This is a genomic window from Acidithiobacillus sulfurivorans (assembly GCF_018853815.1).
Classification (GTDB): domain Bacteria; phylum Pseudomonadota; class Gammaproteobacteria; order Acidithiobacillales; family Acidithiobacillaceae; genus Acidithiobacillus; species Acidithiobacillus sulfurivorans.
This window is the reverse complement of the sequence record NZ_JAAOMP010000095.1, coordinates 1-862: the sequence shown is the minus strand read 5'-3', so window position 1 is coordinate 862 and position 862 is coordinate 1. Positions and strand designations below refer to the sequence as shown.

Genomic DNA, 862 nt, shown 5'->3' with positions numbered 1-862 from the left:
CCCCCCCCCCCCCCCGCTATTAATGGGATAGAGAAGGGGTTAAGGGCACAGAAGACCATGGTCTGTGTGGACCATTAAGAGATCTGGAAAGTATCAAGGTGCAGTGATGTACAAGGGGCGCCTCCAAGAACGATTCCGCGAAAAAGTTGCACGATGCAAGTCATCTATAAGATAAGATCAACTGCTACGACTGGTCTCGCCTGAAAGCGATACGCGCAGTAATTTTTCATGCCTTCGATTAACTGAAGTTGATAGCGTTTATACAGGCAGGGCATAATATCCCTGAATTCCCAAACAGATTACTCAATACCAAGCAGAAAACTCAGAGACAGGGCCTATGAATAAATCAACAATGATGGAGAATATCTATCAACAGTTACGTGATCAGGGACATAACGACTTGGCACGACGGGATGTCATTATGGCCGTCGGATTGATCCTCGATCATTGTGCCCAGGCCTTGGCTGAGGGAGAACGCATTGAGATTCGGGATTTTGGGGCGTTTACCCTGCACATTATTGCGGCCCGCGCGGGACGCAATCCAAAGACGGGAAAATCAGTGGATGTCCCCGAGAAACGGACTGTGCATTTCAAGCCCGGTACGGCGATGCGCGTACAAGTCAATCAGAATAATCGTAGCTTTTGATGGCGTGGCACTGATCACCGACACCACTTCTTCGGGGGATTGCTATCCACACCACCTGTCCATACACATAAAGGGACAGGTCGAGAATCAGGTCGGCAATATCCGCGAATGGTTTTTTACCCCGCTTCCGCGCTTTGAAACACTGGATCAGCTGAACGCCTGGCTCTGGGAACGCTGTCAGGAGCGGGCACAGAATCATGCACACCCCGAGCAGAA

1 protein-coding gene and 1 pseudogene are annotated in these 862 nt (G+C 50.3%); both read left to right on the top strand.

What is annotated here, in order from left to right; genetic code table 11:
- Positions 1–286 precede the first annotated feature (286 nt).
- The gene (locus tag HAP95_RS08260; protein WP_342633628.1) at positions 287–646 is read left to right on the top strand and encodes an HU family DNA-binding protein; all 360 of its coding nucleotides are present in this window, start codon (positions 287–289) and stop codon (positions 644–646) included.
- A 4-nt stretch (positions 647–650) separates the two neighbouring features.
- Positions 651–862: pseudogene (locus HAP95_RS08255) on the top strand (hypothetical protein); the annotation flags it as partial.